Here is an 18097-nt window from a genome sequence, read left to right as displayed (position 1 = left end):
TGAGTAGGTCATCTTTTATATTTCTCTTTGCTTGGTTTAAAAGCATTGTACCTTTTCTATTTTGGACTGACTATATAAGTATCTGGAATATATAAGCTAAAAGCTATATAAGAAATTATTGCTTCAGGAACTATTTTTACTATGAAAAAACACCCTATATATATGCAGCCGAATTTACTAGCAGATTATTTGAAACATCAGAAAAATTGCTATTTATTTTTGGATATAGACGGTACGCTTTCAGATTTTACCCTGAATCCTAAAGATAGTTTCGTACCATATTCAACTTTAAGTATATTACGGGAACTACAAAAATATGGCTTTGTAGTCGCTATTGTAACGGGTCGCAGTCTTGTTGAAGCTAGACAATTATTGGCACCTATAGAGTTACCAATTGCAGCAACTCACGGTCTAGAAATAGCAGTAAATAATAGTCTTGGTAAATTCGAAGACGAAGACGAAGACCTGAAGGAGGTAAATACGCTTTCTATTGATACCTTAGAACTAGATAAAATAAAACAAGATATCCTCCACTCTTGTGCCGTCTATGACGACTTCTTCGTAGAAAGTAAACCTTATTCCGTCGCTTTACACTTCAGAAAGAATCCCGTTTTGGCTGATGAGGCTTATCGCCTGATGAAGGAAGTATTAAATCCCTATCCTGATTGGGTGTTAAAACCCGGCAAATATGTTTGGGAAGCGGTACCAAAAGGTGTAAATAAAGGGACTGCCATTCTATACCTACTAGGCAAAATAATGAACAAAGCTAGCAATGATACTTGTGCAATTTTTATTGGTGATGATATTACTGATGAAGCCGGTTTCAGAGCCATACAAGATTCAAAAAAGATAGTCGAAGGCTTAGATCAACCACCAGAAGGTCTAGGCATTAAAGTAGGAAGGGAGCCAACCTGTGCCCATTATTATGTCAACGATATTAAGGAAGTAACAGATTTACTTAAAAATCTGCTAATTTTTTGCCAAACACGTGATAGGTCACCATCTGGAGTAATAAAAGTCAATTCTCACTATTAAGGAAAAGTTAAGGTCAATACTATGAGTCGTTTAATTGTTTTATCAAATCGGGTTAAAGTACCCGACAACAAACCGATGGCTGGCGGACTGGCAGTAGCGCTACAAAACGTTTTGATAGGAAACTCAGTGGTGTGGATGGGTTGGAACGGCAAAGTCGTAGAGAGCCGTGATAATACTAACGGTCCTACTGCCTCATTTACTAGCCAGTCAGCCAGTTTGACAGGTGAAGGCACTTGTATTACTTATATGACCACAGCTCTTAGCACTAAGCAATATAATCAATTTTACTGTGGTTTCGCTAACAATGTTTTGTGGCCGTTACTGCATGAACGAACCGATCTGATTAGTCAATCACCCCGAGATTACGCAGGCTATCAAGACGTAAATCGGCTTTTTGCCAAACAATTAAAGAAAATCATTGAGCCTGACGATGTGATTTGGGTGCATGATTATCACTTTTTAAGCGTGGCATATCATTGTAGACAGCTAGGTATCACCAATCGTATCGGATTTTTCTTACATATTCCATTTGCCTCATTACGTTTTTGGCAATCGCTTTCACAAAGTTCTGAGGTTATTCATCATTTGGCCCATTATGATTTGTTGGGTACGCAGACTCAGCAAGACAGGACTCATTGCTTGAATGTCTTGCAGTATTACTTAAAAGACCATTTTATACACGACCAGCTTGTAGCAAGCGCACCGATAAATGTGTTAGACATGAAGCGAAACTTTGCTCAGCCCTATACCTCTGCTAGAGCAAAAATGACGCTCGATTTAGCGCTAAAACCTCAGCATACTTTAGTGGTTGATGCTTATCCAATAGGCGTTAATGTGACACAAATTCAGGAGCAAGTTAGCCACTTACCTTTAGAGTTCTCGTTGGGTTCTACAAACTCTAATCAAAATAGAGAGCATACATTCCAACAGATTATCGCAGTCGATAGGATTGATTATTCAAAAGGACTGTTAAGACGCTTTGCAGCATATCGTGATTTTTTGGCGCAAAACCCATCGTATCAAAGCCACCTGCAGCTATTACAAGTTGCCTGCCCTAGTCGTTTAGATTTGCCGACGTATCAAAGTCTCTACGATGAGGTCAAAAAGGAGGTTTATGACATCAATCAGCACTATCTGTCTGATGATAGCGCTTGGCAAGCCATTAACTATAGCGAAACCGCATTGAGCCATGGGAAATTGATGACGATGTTTTGGCAAAGTGACGTCGGTTGGGTGAACTCGCTCAAAGACGGTATGAATCTAGTAGCCAAAGAGTATATTGCTGCCCAAAACCCTGATAACCCTGGTGTGTTATTGCTCTCCCGTTATGCTGGAGCCGCTGAACAAATGAAGGCTGCGGTCATCATAAATCCCCATCAGCCGCGAAGCATGATAGAGGGCTTAAAAACGGCCTTAACGATGCCGTTGGAAGAGCGTCAGTCTCGTTATCGGTCATTATTGCAAGGACTACAGAAAGACAATTTGCATATTTGGCAGCAGAGTTTTTTGGATGATTTATACAACGAAAGCAGCAGTCAAATAAGTAGCATGGAGCCCGCCAATATTCAAATGTCTGACTCACAAGGATAACTAGGAGACTCTCATGCGATCGATAAATACAAAAAACGATTTATTAAAAGATATTAAAGTCGCTGTCAATAAAATAATAGTTACTGACAATCAAGCAATGAGTACGCTTAATCTGACCGCTGCATTACGCCGTAAAATTTTAAATATATTAGTGTCTTATAGCGAAGATATCCCTCATCCAGCAAGCGGTATGACTGAGCATAGTAGACTTTCAAACACTTTAATACGTTGGCAAGTTTTGGCGTATGTTGCAAGTATTGATTTAACGATTGCTAAATGGTTTGAGTCGCATTTAGACGCTTTAAGTATTTTGAATGAAATTGGGTATGGTAAGGTAGCCAAAGGTTTATGGGCCGTTTGGGCAGCAGAAGGCCATCCCGACCCCCTACGTTATGAGCAAGGAAAGGCCATTGGTCACAAAGCATGGTGTTCAGGAGCTGGCATGGTAGATTACGCCCTTGTTACTTATCGCAATAGCAATAATCAATCACAACTAATGATTATAGACATGCATCAGGCAGGTATTGAAATTAACAATAGTGAATGGCAGGCAGTAGGAATGCAAGCCACAGATACAGCTACTGTGAAGTTTTGTGGCGTATCAGCGAGTTTGGTTGGAAAAGAGAATGCCTATCTAGATCGTGCGGGGTTTTGGCACGGGGCTGCAGGGGTTGCTGCGTGTTGGTATGGCGCAGCAGCTTACCTAGCAAGCTATTTGACCACTGCTTATCAGCAAAAACCGAATGACTACAAGGCCATGTATTTAGGTAAAGTTGGCACTACATTAGCAGTTACTCAACAATATCTTTATTACGTCGCCAATCTAATAGACACAGAGCCATCGCTTTGCCATGAGCTTACTATACGTCAATTGAGAGCTCAGATTGAAACAGTCGCGCGCTACACAGTAGAGGTAGTGGGTCAAGCATTAGGAGCCGCACCATTTTGCCATAATGCTCATTTTGCACAATTATCAGCAGATCTTCCTGTGTTTATTCGCCAAAGTCATGGTGCTTTTGACTTACAGAAAATTGGTGAATTGAACAATCTTTTACACAGTAATTCGACTCATAGACAGGCAAACGTATGGCAACTATAGAATTAAATAAGAACATACAGCTTATCTTCAAAGATAATAACGCTAAGTCTACTACCCTGCTTCGATATCCCCATCCAATCGTAGGAGACCGTATTATTGAAGGTGCTGGTACTAGCTCAGACACATGGCAAAACTGGGCAGGATTACAAAAACTGCCTCAATTAAATATTCAGACAAGCTTCAACTCCCATCAACGCGTCTGTATCTTTGCACCGCATCCTGATGATGAGATATTAGGCTGTGGCGGATTATTGCAGCAACTAGCAGATAACGGCAATCCCATAGTCCTCATCCACGTAACTAATGGTACCCAAAGTCATCCAGACTCGAAGATTTACTCTCCAGAACAGCTTAACACCCTCCGTCCAAAAGAAAGTGTTGAAGCTCTAAAAGCATTGAGCGTGAACCACCAGGTTACGACACTTGCTTTAGACTTAACAGATGGCGATGTATTCGCGCAACAAACTCTCTTTTATCAGAAATTAGCGACCATCCTCCAACCTGATGACATTTTAGTCACGACTTTCACACATGATGGGCATCCTGACCATGAAGCTACAGGGCAAGTGGTCACCTCATTTGCCAAGCACCACCACCTGCTCTGTTATCAAGTACTGATCTGGGCGTGGCATTGGGCAAAACCTGATGACAGTCGAATCCCTTGGCAACATACTGTGAGAGTGGACTTAACGCCTGAGCAATTAGAGAAAAAAATCAAAGCTATCCACTGCTTTAAAAGCCAAATCACTGAAGATGTAAGTACAGGCAACTCGCCTACTCTAACTAAGCAAACGATTACTCGAATTAGCCAACCTTGGGAGGTTTACATATATGAACCATACCTCTAAAGACAGCTTGGCTAATTCTAGTCAGTACAGCGCCTATTCGGATTCATATTTTGACGAATTATATAATGACAATACCGACCCATGGCAATATCAAACTCGTTGGTATGAAGAGCGAAAACGTAATACTTGCTTGGCTCTACTACCCCAACCACATTATGAACGTGCGATTGAATTAGGCTGCGGTAATGGCGTACTAAGCGAGTTATTGGCTCATCGTTGTCAGGATTTAATCAGTATCGATGGCAACCATCAAGCAGTGAAACTTGCTAAAGAGCGTTTAGCAGTACTACCTCATGCTAGAGTCATACAAGGTATTATTCCCGATAAACTATTTTCTTTAAAAGAGTTATTGGAACAGAGAAAACCTCTACCAGAAAATACTTTGATCAATCAACCGCCCTTTGATTTAATCGTTATTAGTGAGATTTTATACTATTTGTCATCCAGTGATATTGATGTAGTCATCAACTGGGCACTACACAATCTTGCCCTAAATGGTACTCTGCTTTGCTGCCACTGGCGCTATGCTATAGATGGTTTTGCAATGACAGGTGAAAGCGTACATCGGCGTTTACATCAGGCCTTTATTAACGACAACGAAAACCAGCACTCATTTAACCACCAGAGCCAAATGATAGATAGCGATTTTTTACTAGATATCTGGCAACGTTCTTCCACGTCAGTTGCTATGCAAGAAAACTTAATATAGAAAACCAAAAAGAATCGTAAATTATATCGGGATTAGTAGATATTATGAAAATTAGTATTGTAATTCCTGCTCATAATGAAGCAGAGACTATCGCCCAGTGCCTGGCGTCTGTACAGATTGCAATCGATCAGTTACCTTCAACTTTCACTGCTTCTGTACTGGTGGTACTAGATAGCTGTACTGATGACACATTGAGAATTGTCCAAGCGGCAGGGGTCGACTACTTATGCTGTTATTATCAGTGCGTGGGACAAGTCAGGGATATGGGCATCCGCTATGCAATTGCTCATGGGGCAACATGGCTTGCCTGTACCGATGCTGACTCAACAGTGCCTATGGATTGGTTAGTGCAGCAAATGGAACATCTTGACCAGCAGAGGGCCGATATGATTTGCGGCGTAGTGTCTATCAATAACTGGGGGCATTTGTCATCACAAACACAACAAGCTTATACTGCGCATTATCAAGACAAGATGGGGCATCGACATATTCATGGGGCAAATTTGAGTTTTAGTAGTGACGCTTATTTAGCCACTGGCGGCTTTGCACCTTTGACTTGTCATGAAGATGTAGATCTAGTTAATAAGTTCGAAGCACATTGCTATGCGATTACTTGGAGCAATCGCGTCCGTGTACTGACCAGTAGTCGATTGCAAGCTCGAGCAAAAGAAGGTTTTGGTGCATTTTTAGCAAACCTTGAAAAAGTCAGCTGGTCATATTAAACCCATCATAGTTCAAAGCTATTAAAAGCTGAAATTAAAAAACATCTCTTTCACTTTCATCAGGCTTATCTACACTTTCTGTAACAGGTATTGCACTATAGGTATTACTGTTGCTTCTCTCTTCTATTATCTTTCTCTTGCTACTATTCTCGTCATGTATGAGATCAGAGGCAAATGCATACTCATTCGATATTTCTGTATTGTCACTATCGCTAAGCAAGATACTCTCCGTAGACTTGTCAAAGTTTAAGAGCAAAATATTATTTTTTTGAATATCATTTGTATGAAACATATCAAATAAAAAATATAAAAAAAATGGAATAAGAAAGAGTGCTATTAATAATCTTTTAGTCAGTGACTTAGAAGGTTGGTATTTCCATGAAAATAATGGCGCTAACAACATTAAGATGCAAACACTTAAAAGTAAAAAAATACACAAGTTTTCTATGTTTGAATCGAGTGTGTTCATCACTATAACCTTAGACCAGCCCCAATATCATTATATACGACATTAATTTAAATACTCTATTAAAATATTACTATTAATTTTCCTTCTTATCTATAATAATTACATATTATTTTTAATTATAAAAACAAATATTAGTAACCAATGATGATTTATATAACTACATCATAATTATTCTATATATTTATTATTAGTAATATATATTTAATAACTTATATTTTTGCAACTTATCAAAACTATGAGTATTTATGAAATTTCTTTTATCCAACCTAATCTGCAGTGCTATAAAATTACGACTACTATAAATATAAGCGGTTAAAAAATAATAATAGGAGAATAAGATGAACTGGTTCAGTATCTTTATTTACGATACGACATGGTCCTTTGCCGCAGAAATAGTCATACGTACTGTTATCATGTTCGGTCTGGTGATTTTATTACTGCGGTTGACGGGTAAGCGCGGTGTTCGGCAACTGACTATTTTTGAGCTAACTATTATCTTATCACTCGGCTCTATCGCTGGTGACCCTATGTTCACTGAAGACTTACCGCTGATCCAAGCCGCACTTATCATGAGTATCGTGCTTTTACTTTATAGACTATGTACTTGGTTTGCCTCCAAACATAAAGCATTTGAGCTATTACTAGAGGGCAAGCCTACTTACATTGTCGAAAACGGATTGCTTGTGTTAGAAGATATCGAAAAAGGCAGGATGTCTCATGATGAGTTTTTTACTGAAATGCGTAAACAAGGCGTCCGTCATTTAGGTCAAGTACATATGGGACTATTAGAAACCGACGGGGAATTTAGCGTATTATTGTTTCCAGATGATGAGACTCAATACGGCTTACCCATTTTCCCTAAAGAGTTTCAGCCAGCCCAATTTATAAAACAGGGGCATCCCTATGCTTGTATGCATTGCGGTCAAGTCGAATATATCTCAGATCTAAACAAAATCTGCGAACGTTGTCATCATAATACTGTGGGCTGGGCAAAAGCCCTCAATAATAAGATTGCGAACTAATTGTCAATGCTTGCTCACTACATCGATAATACCTTTACAAACCAGACTATAGATACTCCGTAATTTTTGCTGGGATGGCCCATTACATAAGCTGCGAAAACTATACACCTCATCCTTATAGCCAATACAATAAAAAAACGTCCCAACTGGCTTCTCTTCAGTTTCAGAGCCTCCAGGCTTTAATAGCCCAGTACATGCCACGTGTAAATCTGCCTCGAACTTTTCTGGAGACTGTTTGACGAGCTCTTGGGTCACTTCCAAGGATTCGGGCGTATATTTGTCAATCAGCTGACTCGATATGTTTAACACATTCTTCTTAATCACCGCGTCATAACATACCAATCCTCCCATCAGTACATCGCCTGAATAAGGACTGAAAGAAAAACGATGGGCAAGGTAGCCAGCGGTTGCACTTTCAATAAAAACGATCGTTAAATTCTTATCCGCCAATAATTTGACACAACTATCTGACATAACGCCCTCCTTTCATGATTAGAATAAGAGTAACTCCGTATTTTTATGATTTTTCTTATAAAAAAAGAGGCCACATAAACATTATATGACCTCTTTGTAGTTTTAGTATCAACTACCATATTAGTAGACTAACGCAATATTTAATATTGGTTTTCGCGACGCCAATTATCTACATCACGCTCTGCATCTTCTCTTGAATGACCATAACGTTCTTGGACGCGGCCGACTAGTTTGTCACGATCACCTTCGATGTGAGTTAGGTCATCATCTGTTAACTCAGCCCATTTTTGTTTTACTGTACCTTTAAGCTGATTCCACTCACCTTTTAGAGTTTGGTTATTCATATCTCTATTATTAATGTCTTGATTGTTCATATCTTCACCTTCCATTTTTTGGTTGTTTTTATACTGTGCATCCATACTTTGCTCGTTAGTATTTGGATTATCCATTACAATTATCCTTTTATTAGAGACTTTGCATCAGCCATAGCTATCCTGACCGATAAGAATAATATAATACATTTTATCCAATACTTTCTGTATGAAGAGTGTTTTTGTTTATATAATATTATTAATATTCTAACCAAATTTATTCTTATACTTAATTAATGTGAACAATTTTATTTTTACTACAAATATAGCTATCATTTTTAATTTATATTTAATTAACTCTCTTAAAAAAATATACATTTTATTATATTAAATGCAATTTTTTAGGTACACTATATTTTATCCTGAGAATAGCTCTAGCCTTAAGTATATTTTGAGTATCCATTATGTTCAACTTTGATATCAGTCTAAATATTTTTATATATCACTCTCTTCAACTCGGTATTGCCTTCATACTGTCGCTACCTATTGCTCTCAATCGAGAGCTTGAAGATAATGGAGCTGGTCTCAGAACCTTTCCCTTAGTTACTATTGCTTCATGTGCTTTTATGCTAGTAGGGATGGATATTTATCAAGGGTCTGATGCAGAAGCCAGAATTATGTACGGCATAATTACGGGTATGGGTTTTATCGGCGGCGGTGCAATCTTTAAAGATGAGAATGGCGCGAAAGGAACGGCTACAGCCGCAATTGGGATATCAGTGGCGTATAGCCGTTACGAAATTGCTATTATATTATCAATAGTTGGTTTTTTAATCCTACAGTTCTCAAAACCTTTTAAACCAAAATCTTAATATTGCAACTCGATTAAAGTAAGTAATTAAGGGCTACCTTTATCAAACCAGCTCATAACTCGTACTGCGTCCTGATGCTACAGATTTTTTAATTATACCTTTCTCTATTAAATCATTAATATCTCGTAGTGCAGTGTCTATAGGACACTTGGTCATAGTCTCCCATTTCTTAGTGGTAAGCTTGCCATAAAAATCAGTCAGCAAAATATTTAGCATTTTTACTTGCCTATCATTCAGAGCGTACTGTCGATGCGTCTGCCAAAGGCCTGATTTACTGATAATTTTATCTGTGGTTTCTTGAGCTGCAATGAGAGATTGCTCTAGCGTTTGCAAAAACCACACTAACCAATCCGTGATATCTTTATCACCTTTTTGCGTACGTTCTAATATTTTATAATAGTCGTTACACTACTTAAGAATTTGCGCTGACATACTATAAAAGCGCTGGGCACTGTTATCGCTTTTTGCCAGCATTCGTTCTGTGAGTGCTCGTGTTAGTCGTCCATTTCCATCATCAAATGGATGCAGAGTCACAAACCATAAATGAGCAATACCTGCTTTTATAACCAAATCTATATCGTCTTGCTCATTTGACGAAGTATTAAACTACAATAAAAATTTGTCTAACTCATCTGGCAGCCTATCTGCACTGGGAGCAACAAAATGAACCCGCTCGCGACCATACCCACCAAACACTACTTGCATTGGCCCTTTGCTATCATCACGGATACTACCTGCTTGAATGTGATATAGCCCACTATATCCATCTGGAAATAACGCTCGATGCCATCCGAATAAATCATCTAATAATAGCGGCTGTTGATAGTGATAGGTGGCACTTAGCATCATCTCTACCACCGCATCAATTTCACGAGTAGTGGTCGGCATGCTGGCACTATCTAACCCTAAATGCCGCGCAACTAAGGAGCGCATTTGTTCACCATTTAGCGTCTTACCTTCTATCTCAGAATTTTTAATAATCTCTAAGGTAACCGCATCTAACTGCGCCTCAACTTTCAGATCGAATCCTAGTGTTAGCAGCTTTCCTAGTAAACTTCTTTGTAATATCCGCACACGACTGATAAATGGCAACGATAGCTTTTTGTCCGACCATTGCCATTCAGTTCAATTTGAATGCTAATCAATATAAGTAATACGCTTCGTATGTTCCCCAGAGATATGCAGAGATTAGAACATTAATCTCCTTATATCATGCAGAGAATAAGCAATAGAAACAATATGTATAAGTTCAAAAACGACAATAGTAGACGTAATAAGAATAGATTCTCACATAGTTTCCTATTCTAAGAAGAGTTTGAGTAGAGGTAAAAACACTATAGAAATACAGTGCCCAAATACGAGTTAAATTTTATTCTATTACAATTTACATTGTGATTATTAAATCGTATGATATATACAGGCTATGAATATCAGTGTATGCAAGATAATATCATTTTTTACTTGTTAGTTGACCTACCTTGACATGGTAGAGGTCGTTGGTTCGAATCCGATTACGCCTACCAGATTCGAAAAGCCCCAATCTTAAGATTGGGGCTTTTTTTTGTCCGTGAAATATGGGCTGTAGGGGAAAATACTTGCTTACATCGAATCATAGTCATGATGATGCAAGCAGATTTAAATCATTTAAAAAAGTGACGGTGACCAAAAACGTGACCGACCCTTAAAAACTATTGAGATTAAAAGCCTCTTTTTGACCTCTACTTTAAACTGTAAGCTAAAACCTATTTCTGAGTATTTTTCTCTTTATCCTCTTTTACATATTCAAAAATATCCCCTACCCTAAGATCTAGTGCCTCACAAACTTTATCAATTAGATCTTAGACACTACGACTTACTAATTTCTGTTATTCTTTATTTATACTTATATTTTTTAAAGTAAACCATGCCATAAATATATTCTGAGTTATTACTATGTTTAACTTCGATATTAGTCTAAATGTTCTGGTGTATCATGCCTTTCAATTAGGTATTGCTTTCATATTGTCACTACCAATCGCGCTTAACCGTGAACTTGAAGATAATGGTGCAGGTTTGAGGACTTTTCCTTTAGTAACGATTGCTTCGTGTGCTTTTATGCTAGTGGGCATGGACATTTATCAAGACGCTGATGCTGAGGCTAGAATTATGTATGGCATAATCACTGGAATGGGTTTTATTGGCGGTGGCGCTATCTTTAAAAATGAAAGTGGCGCAAAGGGCACTGCTACTGCGGCTGGATTGTGGAATACAGCCGCCATTGGGATATCGGTGGCTTATGGTCGCTATGAGATTGCCATTATATTATCAATAGTTGGTTTTTTAATTCTACAATTCTCAAAACCTTTTAAACCAAAATCTTAACGATGCCATTCTTAGTCATTAGAATAGAGAATCAAACCGCCATTTTAATAAGAACTTCATACTTACTTTGCTTTGGACAAAGTTATTAGTGGTTGAGCTCCTTTGAACCTTAGCAAGCGTAAAGCATTGAGAGTCACTAGTACCGTTGCACCAGTGTCCGCTATCACAGCAATCCATAGTCCGGTAATACCTAGTAAAGTAGTGATTAGAAATATGAATTTTAGACCAAGCGCAAAAATCACATTTTGATGAATATTGGACATGGTTGCGCGCGATAAGGCAATGAGATGAGCAACGTCTGTAACACGACTTTTTAATAATGCGATATCGGCCGTTTCGATAGCGACATCCGTGCCGCCACCCATGGCGATGCCCACATCTGCGGTTGCTAATGCTGGCGCATCGTTAATACCATCACCAATCATTGCTATCTTGCTATTATCCTTCATCTCATTTAGCAAACGTAGTTTGTCTTCGGGCAATAGCTCAGCTTTCCAGTCTATATTTAAGTGACTAGCAAGAGCCTGTGCCGTCAGATGATTATCACCTGTCAGCATCACCGAACGCACACCCATCGCTTTGAGCTGAGCTACTCCTTCCTGAGCATCATCTCGCAACTCATCTCGTAATGCTATCAATCCAAGCACTTCACTACTTTGCTCATCGAACAGAACGGAGACCGTCTTTCCCTCGTTTTGTAGTGCTTCAATTTGTGCATTTTGTTCTAGTGATATTGATGTTTCATTGGCAGCGTAGATAGGTGATCCAATGGCTAAAGGGCGACCAGCTACCGTTGCATGTACTGCTTTTCCCGCAGTAGCATAGGCATTTGAAGCTATCGGTATAGAGATATTAGCGGCTTTGGTATGATCAATAATGGCTTTTGCCAATGGATGACTAGAAGCAGACTCAACACTGGCAAACAGCGCTAGTATCTCATTCTGATCTGCAGACCCTATGCTTTCTTGTACTGGTCGCTTCTGTGTAAAGGCAATCACGTTGGTCACCTGTGGCTTACCTTCAGTCAACGTACCTGTCTTATCAAAAGCCACGACATTTACGTAACCCATGGTTTCTAAAGCGCTGCCCCCTTTGATAAGTAAACCGCGGCGTGTACCGACAGCCAATCCTGATGCAATGGCGGCCGGAGTAGATAGGACGAGTGCGCAAGGACAGGCGATTAGCAATAGTGCAAAACCACGATATAACCAAGTCGACCATTCACCTCCCATCGTTAGCGGCGGAACAATAATAACCAGTGCAGCGATAGCCATCACCGCTGGGGTGTAATAACGACTAAATTTTTCAATGAAACGAGCCGTAGGGGCTTTAGATGTTTGCGCTTGCTCTACCAAATTGATAATGCGTGCAATGGTGTTGTCAGCAGCTGTCTTTTCTACACGGATTTGCAGCGCTCCTTCCATATTGATTGATCCTGCAAATACTGCATCGCCCATGTCTTTAGCAACGGGAATTGATTCGCCAGTAACAGGTGAGTCGTCAAGACTAGAGCTACCTTGAACAATGACACCATCAGCGGATACTTTATCGCCAGGACGTACCATTACCAGATCATCGATCTGCAACGAAGCTGCAGGAACGTCACGTTGTCCGCCTTGTGCATCCAGTAAAATCGCAGTTTTTGGCACTAATGATGCCAATGCCCTGATACCAGCACGGGCACGATCTGCTGCCACACCCTCTAACAATTCACCGACGGAGAACAAAAAGACAACCGCTGCCGCCTCTTCAGCCTCACCAATGATAAGCGCGCCAATTGCCGCGATAGACATCAACATTTCAATCGAAAACGGGGTGCCTGTCATTGCCAAGGTCATAGACTTTCGGGCAAAAGGGAAAACACCCACAATGACGGCAATAGCAAATGCCCACATGCCATAATCAGGGAAAAGTAATGCCAACGCGTAGGCGACACTCATCAAGACGCCGAGACCAACCACTTGCTTACCTTTTCTGGTTTGCCACCAACGCTGTTGCTGCGTATTTAATAGATTATCACTAATGCTGTCTGCTGCGTTTGCTTGATCAGTAGTGGCAGATATACCAAAACCCAGACGCTTGATGGTCTTTTCAATATCGCTGCACTGAGTATCTGAATCAGGGGCAAGCGATAGCTCTAACTTTTCAGTCGCAAAATTAAGCTGTATGTCAGAGACGCCAGGCATACGTGCTAATGCAGTTTCGATTTTTCTGACGCAACTGGCACAGTCCATACCTTCAATACGATATTGCATAATAAACTACCTCATTATAAGAATTCATTTGATAACGCTATTGTGAACCCTCTAGTGGCTTCAGAGTCAAGGCCGTTTATATGCAATTGTATAAACTTGATTTCCTTATGGCTAAACCTTATAGTTACTTTAATGTTTTCAGTTTTGAAATGACTTTGAAATAACTTCAAGAGAACTGTGAGGTAACTATGCTAATGAAGATCGGAGAGCTTGCTAAGCGCACAGGCGCTACAGTAGAAACCATTCGCTATTATGAAAAAGAAAAGCTATTACCAGAACCTTCCCGTAGTGAGGGGAATTATCGCTTATATCGCGAAAGTCATATCGAGCGTCTACAGTTCGTTCTGCACTGTCGTACACTAGATATGACGTTGGATGAAGTACGGACTTTACTTAAGTACTGGGAAGAGCCTAGCAGAGATTGCGCTGATGTCGATACCTTGTTGGATGAACATATCCGCGCTGTAGAAACACGTATAGAAGAGCTAAAGCAGTTAAAAAAACACTTAAGTATTTTGCGACAGAAATGCGTCAGTAGCGCACCAGCGAAGTCATGTGGCATATTAAATGCGCTTGCTGATCATTCTTGTCATGAAAATTCGCCATATGGCTCACATTAAATACTATCCGAATAGATGCAAATAATTAATACTTATTCATCGCTATAGATAGCACCTCTGCTATCTGATAATTACTGTACCGCAATTTCACTTTATTCTGTTTAAGCGCATTCTAATGACTTGGTTAAACGGATTCTAACGATTTAGCCTCTTCGAAAAAGGCAAACCATAAACGCCTACCCTCCTCATTAATACGCCGCACCGTCTCAAAATACCTTTGCCTTGCTTCCTCATCTACTAAGGGAGCAGGAAGTAGAGGGTCAAAAACAACACTGCGGATACCTGCATCTCCAAGCATGAATATTTCTCGAAGCGCTACATGGGAGGGCAATTCGTCCAAACCACTTAGCCAGTCGGTGAGCTGCTGCGACTTTTCTTTATAATGCTTTTCAAGATGCATGTCCGACCAGAGTGCTCGTGCTTTTTTCTGCCTAACCTCATCAAATTCATTAGCTTTAAAAACTGCGGCTTCCGCTTCTAAGCCCAAGTCCAATAGACGCTTACGGACGACATCGACACCGCCTAATAAATTATTAGGGCGCAGATAAAGCCCCTTATCTAGTTCACGAAACCCCAATAATGATAAAGCGCGAGCACGGGCACGCAGCGCTTTACGGTCACTGCGAGGTAACCCACCTGTAGCTACCACTATCCATGAGCCATCGGATTTTATCGTTCTTTTATCCGCTGTCTGCCATAAGGCCACATCGGCGCCCAATTTTTGAGCTTTCGGTCCAAGTTTGTAGGTGGCAGGACCAATCAACTCAGCAAGATCCGCTTGGATCAGACGAGCCAACGTCACACGTATACTATTTTCTGTCATACCAAAGATAGAGCCTGCCAGCACCGCTTCAGACGCACTAAGTGTGTTTGCCTCTGCCACCATAAGTAAGCGTAAAAGCAATAAACGAGGCGTTGGTTTGTTCATATTACACCTATTGACGGAATTATTTTTTATATGTAATACTAATCATGGAAATTACTGAACTACTGAAACTTAGTAAATGACATTTAAAATCAGGGAAGATAACCATCATGTCAATTGTAAATCAATTTAAGACCCATGAGGTGCAGAATCAACCTTTTGCCTTAGCCAATTATAATGCATGGGAAACAGATACAGCGCTCAAAGAAGCTGTCACACGAGAGGGTGCTGCTTGGGCAGAAAGTCACTTAAAAGAGTTTGGCGCACTGACTGGTGGAGAGCTGATCAGCAGCGGATTCTTAGCCAATGAAAACAAGCCTAAGTTACGCAGCTTTGACAGCTATGGTCGGCGTATAGATGAAGTAGAGTTTCATCCGGCTTACCATGATCTGATGCATGTAGGAATGAAGTACGGTATGAGCAATTTTGCTTGGCGCAACGAAGAGCGTGATAGTGCTCACGTGGCTCGGGCGGCAGTCATGTATCTCGGCTCACAGCCTGAGGCTGGGTTTGGTTGTCCCATGTCTATGAGCTATGCCGCTATCCCTGCCCTACGTCACTCGCCAGCACTGGCTGAAAAATGGCTGCCCAAACTATTATCCGAACACTATGATCCGCGCAGCTTGCCCATGGAAGAAAAGCTAGGCTGTACGATGGGTATGGGCATGACAGAAAAACAAGGTGGATCAGATTTACGTCGCAATACGACTAGGGCTATACGACAAGAAGATGGCTCTTATGAAATCATTGGGCATAAATGGTTTTTCTCAGCGCCAATGTGTGATGCTCATCTCGTTTTGGCCCAATCTGACAGTGGTCCTAGTTGCTTTTTAGTACCACGCTTTCGGCCTGATGGGACACGCAATGCCGTACAAGTTCAACGCTTAAAGGATAAATTAGGAGATTGGGCAAACGCTTCCTCCGAGGTGGAGTTTCAAGGCGCATTCGGTGAGCTAGTAGGCACTGAAGGTCGCGGTATTCCTACCATTATCGAGATGGTCGCCCTAACCCGACTTGACTGTATGATTGGCTCCTCAGCTCAAATGCGCCAAGCGATCGTGCAAGCGATTCATCACACCAGTCAGCGCGAAGCCTTTGGGAAATTATTAGTCAACCAACCTATTATGCGTAATGTGTTGGCAGATTTAGCCTTAGAGTCAGAAGCAGCTCTAGCCCTAACAATGCGAATTGCACGCGCAGTTGATAAGATAGAAACAGACCCTCATGAAGCCGCGCTCGCTCGTATTGCTACTGCGATTGGAAAATACTGGATCTGCAAACGCGCTCCCGTTCTTATCAATGAGGCACAAGAGTGTTTGGGTGGTAATGGCTATGTCGAAGAGACTATTATGCCGCGTCTGTACAGGCAAGCGCCGCTAAACTCAATCTGGGAAGGCAGTGGCAATGTGCAGTGTCTAGATGTGCTGCGTGCCTTAAAAAAAGAACCAGAAACTCAGCGAGCTTTATTTAAGGAATTGCAGCAAGCAGCAGGAAAAAATGCTGATTATGATGCTGAATTACACCTGCTGATAGAGCGATTTGAGGATACGCAAACCTTGGAGTTCCGTAGTCGTTATGTGATTGAGCGCCTGGCATTGATGCTACAAGCTTCGATACTACTACAGACTGAACATACGGAGCTCGCTCAGGCATTCTGTCGTTCTAGGATTGGGAATGAGCATGGACTGGCCTTTGGTACATTAAGTCCTGATGCTCCCGTGGATTTACTAATCGAACGGGCGGCTGGCGCAACCAAAGCAGTTCTGTAGGTATGTTTGTATTAAATAGTCTCCTGCTACCAATTTTTGTAACATACAGCATTACTTGATCATGTGTGTGGTTGACAATGTGTGACATCACACCATTATTTGCATAAAATTTATCAGCAATGATATTGGCATCATTCCATATCTTGATTAGTCAGCTTAAGAGAGAATCCCGAGACGTTGATAATGTTTTGACACTTTAAATTTTATAAAACATTAAGAAATAAGAGAGCCTTCTATAGGACTCTCTTGTTTCTTTAAATGATTTAATCATCATTTATAATTTTGATTATATTTAAGATGTGACCTAAATCAATCTTCTTAAATATCACTTAGTACTTTTGGTTTATCTGCTGAACTCGTCGGCATTTTGAATTCAATACCAGCCTTTTTAAACAGTTTTGGATATTCTACCAACGCCATAGTTGAGTTTTTGGCAATACCAGTGATATCTCCGACCACACTTTTAGCTTCAACTAAAGACATCCCTGTATTGGCCAAGCTTCTTGGATTTGCGATCACACTGGTTCCTACTTGTTTAGCTCCTATCGCCAATTCACGAGCGGTTAAACTTGCGATTACAAAATTTCTTGCAGAGTCCAACAAATGCTGCTTCTGCTCCACATTCAATGCTGACAGTTTAGCCACTGTTCCTTCTTCATCCTTTTGAGAGGCTTCTAAAACAGTATTAGACAACACTACAATTTGTTTTTGAATTGCTTCTTTTTCTTTCGGATCAGAAGTCGTTTTCAGAATTTTCTGTTTTGCTTTTAATTCATCTGAATCTTGTTTACTTGCTAGTAATGACGCTAAAGCAGTACGACTCTGAGTAAACATTTCATTGGTTGCTTTAGCTTGCGTAAAGAAACCGTTGATATCCATATTTGAAGAAGATACGCCAGTGACAGATTCAGATAATGACGATGCAATACTACTCAATGACCCGAAACCTGCATAGGCGCTTGATGCTCCCATTGACGCGGCTATTGCTAAAACAATTGCAATTTTTTTCATACCTT

At 40.4% G+C, this 18097-nt stretch carries 20 protein-coding genes and 1 pseudogene; 11 read left to right on the top strand and 10 right to left on the bottom strand.

All coding sequences use genetic code 11. The features are described 5' to 3' along the window. Positions 1 to 141 precede the first annotated feature (141 nt). The 6 genes from otsB to Q0788_RS08505 are packed head-to-tail and all read left to right on the top strand — an operon-like array spanning position 142 to position 6003. Positions 142 to 1035 carry a trehalose-phosphatase gene (gene otsB / locus Q0788_RS08530; RefSeq protein ID WP_298809587.1) on the top strand — a complete coding sequence of 298 codons (894 nt, stop codon included), beginning with the start codon at positions 142 to 144 and terminating at the stop codon, positions 1033 to 1035. A gap of 21 nt (positions 1036 to 1056) precedes the next feature. Continuing rightward, the gene (locus Q0788_RS08525; RefSeq protein WP_298809584.1) at positions 1057 to 2625 is read left to right on the top strand and encodes a trehalose-6-phosphate synthase; all 1569 of its coding nucleotides are present in this window, start codon (positions 1057 to 1059) and stop codon (positions 2623 to 2625) included. 13 nt (positions 2626 to 2638) lie between these two features. After that, complete coding sequence (locus Q0788_RS08520; protein ID WP_298809582.1) at positions 2639 to 3724, top strand: acyl-CoA dehydrogenase; 1086 nt, start codon at positions 2639 to 2641, stop codon at positions 3722 to 3724. Further along, positions 3712 to 4572, top strand: a complete 861-nt coding sequence (locus tag Q0788_RS08515) for a PIG-L deacetylase family protein (RefSeq protein ID WP_298809580.1) — start codon at positions 3712 to 3714, stop codon at positions 4570 to 4572. Before Q0788_RS08520 ends, Q0788_RS08515 begins: the two co-directional genes overlap by 13 nt. After that, positions 4556 to 5281 (top strand): class I SAM-dependent methyltransferase, encoded by a 726-nt coding sequence (locus Q0788_RS08510; protein WP_298809578.1) that lies wholly within the window; start codon positions 4556 to 4558, stop codon positions 5279 to 5281. The genes Q0788_RS08515 and Q0788_RS08510 overlap by 17 nt, the downstream gene beginning before the upstream one ends. A 44-nt stretch (positions 5282 to 5325) precedes the next feature. After that, positions 5326 to 6003, top strand: coding sequence for a glycosyltransferase (locus Q0788_RS08505; RefSeq protein WP_298809576.1), 678 nt, complete (start codon positions 5326 to 5328; stop codon positions 6001 to 6003). Positions 6004 to 6037: 34 nt separating this feature from the next. On the opposite strand, the gene Q0788_RS08500 is transcribed toward Q0788_RS08505, so the two are convergent. After that, complete coding sequence (locus Q0788_RS08500; RefSeq protein ID WP_298809575.1) at positions 6038 to 6472, bottom strand: hypothetical protein; 435 nt, start codon at positions 6470 to 6472, stop codon at positions 6038 to 6040. A gap of 338 nt (positions 6473 to 6810) precedes the next feature. Between Q0788_RS08500 and Q0788_RS08495 the strand changes: the two genes are divergently transcribed. Continuing rightward, complete coding sequence (locus Q0788_RS08495; protein WP_298809572.1) at positions 6811 to 7494, top strand: DUF421 domain-containing protein; 684 nt, start codon at positions 6811 to 6813, stop codon at positions 7492 to 7494. A 3-nt stretch (positions 7495 to 7497) separates the two neighbouring features. On the opposite strand, the gene Q0788_RS08490 is transcribed toward Q0788_RS08495, so the two are convergent. Together Q0788_RS08490 and Q0788_RS08485 are read right to left on the bottom strand one after the other, a co-directional pair. Further along, positions 7498 to 7968: a CinA family protein gene (locus Q0788_RS08490; protein WP_298809569.1), complete on the bottom strand. Its 471-nt coding sequence runs from the start codon at positions 7966 to 7968 to the stop codon at positions 7498 to 7500. Between the two features lie 140 nt (positions 7969 to 8108). Beyond that, positions 8109 to 8312 carry a CsbD family protein gene (locus Q0788_RS08485; RefSeq protein WP_290177459.1) on the bottom strand — a complete coding sequence of 68 codons (204 nt, stop codon included), beginning with the start codon at positions 8310 to 8312 and terminating at the stop codon, positions 8109 to 8111. 431 nt (positions 8313 to 8743) lie between these two features. On the opposite strand from Q0788_RS08485, the gene Q0788_RS08480 reads away from it, so the two are divergent. Beyond that, positions 8744 to 9151 carry an MgtC/SapB family protein gene (locus Q0788_RS08480; protein ID WP_298809567.1) on the top strand — a complete coding sequence of 136 codons (408 nt, stop codon included), beginning with the start codon at positions 8744 to 8746 and terminating at the stop codon, positions 9149 to 9151. A 42-nt stretch (positions 9152 to 9193) separates the two neighbouring features. Here Q0788_RS08480 and Q0788_RS08475 read toward each other — a convergent pair whose 3' ends face one another. The 4 genes and pseudogenes from Q0788_RS08475 to Q0788_RS13895 all read right to left on the bottom strand — a co-directional run bounded on the left by Q0788_RS08475 (position 9194) and on the right by Q0788_RS13895 (position 10983). Beyond that, positions 9194 to 9493 carry a hypothetical protein gene (locus Q0788_RS08475; protein ID WP_298809565.1) on the bottom strand — a complete coding sequence of 100 codons (300 nt, stop codon included), beginning with the start codon at positions 9491 to 9493 and terminating at the stop codon, positions 9194 to 9196. Between the two features lie 66 nt (positions 9494 to 9559). Then, a complete protein-coding gene (locus tag Q0788_RS08470) occupies positions 9560 to 9727 on the bottom strand; it encodes a Fic family protein (protein ID WP_367179719.1) in 168 nt (55 codons plus the stop codon). A 30-nt stretch (positions 9728 to 9757) separates the two neighbouring features. Next, positions 9758 to 10261, bottom strand: a pseudogene (locus Q0788_RS08465) (DUF4172 domain-containing protein); the annotation flags it as partial. A 632-nt stretch (positions 10262 to 10893) separates the two neighbouring features. Beyond that, on the bottom strand, positions 10894 to 10983 hold the full coding sequence (locus Q0788_RS13895) for a helix-turn-helix domain-containing protein (protein ID WP_367179718.1): 90 nt from the start codon (positions 10981 to 10983) through the stop codon (positions 10894 to 10896). A 100-nt stretch (positions 10984 to 11083) separates the two neighbouring features. Here Q0788_RS13895 and Q0788_RS08460 point away from each other — a divergent pair, with 100 nt between their 5' ends. Beyond that, positions 11084 to 11512 (top strand): MgtC/SapB family protein, encoded by a 429-nt coding sequence (locus tag Q0788_RS08460; protein ID WP_298809563.1) that lies wholly within the window; start codon positions 11084 to 11086, stop codon positions 11510 to 11512. Between the two features lie 62 nt (positions 11513 to 11574). Here Q0788_RS08460 and Q0788_RS08455 read toward each other — a convergent pair whose 3' ends face one another. Next, positions 11575 to 13767 carry a heavy metal translocating P-type ATPase gene (locus Q0788_RS08455; protein WP_298809560.1) on the bottom strand — a complete coding sequence of 731 codons (2193 nt, stop codon included), beginning with the start codon at positions 13765 to 13767 and terminating at the stop codon, positions 11575 to 11577. Between the two features lie 188 nt (positions 13768 to 13955). Between Q0788_RS08455 and cadR the strand changes: the two genes are divergently transcribed. Beyond that, a complete protein-coding gene (gene cadR / locus Q0788_RS08450; protein WP_298809558.1) occupies positions 13956 to 14387 on the top strand; it encodes a Cd(II)/Pb(II)-responsive transcriptional regulator in 432 nt (143 codons plus the stop codon). Positions 14388 to 14511: 124 nt separating this feature from the next. Here the strand turns inward: cadR and Q0788_RS08445 are convergent, their stop codons facing one another. Continuing rightward, a complete protein-coding gene (locus Q0788_RS08445) occupies positions 14512 to 15315 on the bottom strand; it encodes a PaaX family transcriptional regulator (protein WP_298809556.1) in 804 nt (267 codons plus the stop codon). Positions 15316 to 15422: 107 nt separating this feature from the next. On the opposite strand from Q0788_RS08445, the gene Q0788_RS08440 reads away from it, so the two are divergent. Then, on the top strand, positions 15423 to 17081 hold the full coding sequence (locus Q0788_RS08440; protein WP_298809553.1) for an isovaleryl-CoA dehydrogenase: 1659 nt from the start codon (positions 15423 to 15425) through the stop codon (positions 17079 to 17081). 318 nt (positions 17082 to 17399) lie between these two features. On the opposite strand, the gene Q0788_RS08435 is transcribed toward Q0788_RS08440, so the two are convergent. After that, positions 17400 to 18092, bottom strand: a complete 693-nt coding sequence (locus Q0788_RS08435; protein WP_298809550.1) for a hypothetical protein — start codon at positions 18090 to 18092, stop codon at positions 17400 to 17402. Positions 18093 to 18097 lie beyond the last annotated feature (5 nt).

It is taken from the genome of uncultured Psychrobacter sp., assembly GCF_947500265.1.
Classification (GTDB): domain Bacteria; phylum Pseudomonadota; class Gammaproteobacteria; order Pseudomonadales; family Moraxellaceae; genus Psychrobacter.
Note: the sequence above shows the minus strand (reverse complement) of the source record. Positions and strands in the feature narration are given on the sequence as shown.

What these genes read in the sequence shown, in the direction of transcription:
- Q0788_RS08505 (WP_298809576.1), top strand. Translation starts at nt 5,326, where the DNA reads ATGAAAATTAGTATTGTAATTCCTGCTCATAATGAAGCAGAGACTATC.
- Q0788_RS08460 (WP_298809563.1), top strand. Translation starts at nt 11,084, where the DNA reads ATGTTTAACTTCGATATTAGTCTAAATGTTCTGGTGTATCATGCCTTT.
- Q0788_RS08520 (WP_298809582.1), top strand. Translation starts at nt 2,639, where the DNA reads ATGCGATCGATAAATACAAAAAACGATTTATTAAAAGATATTAAAGTC.
- otsB (WP_298809587.1), top strand. Translation starts at nt 142, where the DNA reads ATGAAAAAACACCCTATATATATGCAGCCGAATTTACTAGCAGATTAT.
- Q0788_RS08510 (WP_298809578.1), top strand. Translation starts at nt 4,556, where the DNA reads ATGAACCATACCTCTAAAGACAGCTTGGCTAATTCTAGTCAGTACAGC.
- Q0788_RS08440 (WP_298809553.1), top strand. Translation starts at nt 15,423, where the DNA reads ATGTCAATTGTAAATCAATTTAAGACCCATGAGGTGCAGAATCAACCT.
- Q0788_RS08445 (WP_298809556.1), bottom strand. Translation starts at nt 15,315, where the DNA reads ATGAACAAACCAACGCCTCGTTTATTGCTTTTACGCTTACTTATGGTG.
- Q0788_RS08515 (WP_298809580.1), top strand. Translation starts at nt 3,712, where the DNA reads ATGGCAACTATAGAATTAAATAAGAACATACAGCTTATCTTCAAAGAT.
- Q0788_RS08480 (WP_298809567.1), top strand. Translation starts at nt 8,744, where the DNA reads ATGTTCAACTTTGATATCAGTCTAAATATTTTTATATATCACTCTCTT.
- Q0788_RS08485 (WP_290177459.1), bottom strand. Translation starts at nt 8,312, where the DNA reads ATGAATAACCAAACTCTAAAAGGTGAGTGGAATCAGCTTAAAGGTACA.
- Q0788_RS08500 (WP_298809575.1), bottom strand. Translation starts at nt 6,472, where the DNA reads ATGAACACACTCGATTCAAACATAGAAAACTTGTGTATTTTTTTACTT.
- Q0788_RS08455 (WP_298809560.1), bottom strand. Translation starts at nt 13,767, where the DNA reads ATGCAATATCGTATTGAAGGTATGGACTGTGCCAGTTGCGTCAGAAAA.
- Q0788_RS08490 (WP_298809569.1), bottom strand. Translation starts at nt 7,968, where the DNA reads ATGTCAGATAGTTGTGTCAAATTATTGGCGGATAAGAATTTAACGATC.
- Q0788_RS08525 (WP_298809584.1), top strand. Translation starts at nt 1,057, where the DNA reads ATGAGTCGTTTAATTGTTTTATCAAATCGGGTTAAAGTACCCGACAAC.
- cadR (WP_298809558.1), top strand. Translation starts at nt 13,956, where the DNA reads ATGCTAATGAAGATCGGAGAGCTTGCTAAGCGCACAGGCGCTACAGTA.
- Q0788_RS08435 (WP_298809550.1), bottom strand. Translation starts at nt 18,092, where the DNA reads ATGAAAAAAATTGCAATTGTTTTAGCAATAGCCGCGTCAATGGGAGCA.
- Q0788_RS08495 (WP_298809572.1), top strand. Translation starts at nt 6,811, where the DNA reads ATGAACTGGTTCAGTATCTTTATTTACGATACGACATGGTCCTTTGCC.